This is a genomic window from Autumnicola lenta (assembly GCF_031846515.1).
Lineage (GTDB): Bacteria > Bacteroidota > Bacteroidia > Flavobacteriales > Flavobacteriaceae > Autumnicola > Autumnicola lenta.
Genome location: NZ_JAVRHO010000070.1, coordinates 1 through 856, shown reverse-complemented (window position 1 = coordinate 856; position 856 = coordinate 1). Strand labels below are relative to the sequence as shown.

1 protein-coding gene is annotated in these 856 nt (G+C 34.1%); it reads right to left on the bottom strand.

What is annotated here, in order from left to right:
* Positions 1-131: 131 nt before the first annotated feature.
* The coding region (locus tag RM545_RS17460; protein WP_311496567.1) for a hypothetical protein at positions 132-856 on the bottom strand (725 nt) is incomplete at its 5' end.

The window sequence follows — 856 nt, the reverse complement described above, 5'->3', positions numbered from 1 at the left end:
AACGTCTCGTATAAAAACTGTGCGCGGGCGAGCGTGATTGTCCGCAGGACAATCCGCTGAGCTGGCGAGCACGGAGCCTCGATTTGAGACAGGTTTAAGCATTGTTTTTATATGTTGTTGTACACTGTGCTTTAGTAATAATCAATCTTGTATTTGTAATCTGTAGTGTCCCTAAATTCAAAATCAATTCCTTTTTTCTTAGCCAATTTGTCGAGTTCTGAATAATTATAGAATCTTATAGTGTCCATTTGGGTTCCTATTATTTCTTTAGTGTAACCGTTGTCCGAATAGGTATATTTTTCTATCCACGGCTTTTTGAAGCTTTCGTTATAGTGAAGACGCTTTACTTCTCTACCTTTGGAATCATAATACACAGAATCCGTAAGTTTCATCGCTTTTTCTGGATTCGGATCTTTAGTCGGAAACATTTCCCAGGTGTTGGTTTTAATAACTTCTACATTTCCCTCCTTATAATATTTCCTTATAAACCTTACAGCAGAATCAGATTCATACATCGTTTGTATTTTTAAATTCTCATCTGGTTTATATTCATAAACTGAAAATTGTCTAACCACACAAGTATCTTGTTCTGCGAAGTAATCGCAGTCAGTTTCTTTGAACTTCTTACCATTCAAAAATTCTGTTCGGACAATCCTATTGCTCCTTTGATTTCCAAAATTTCTTGACAGAATTTTATTCCCCTTTTTATCAAAATCCGCAACTCTATTTTTTGCCAGTTTATCATCTTTTTTTTCATATTCTGTTATTGACTTAATTTTTGGAGAACATCCAATTATTATTGTCAAAATTAATGTTTGAAGTATAAGTTTTTTCATAGCATTGTGTACAACGTCTC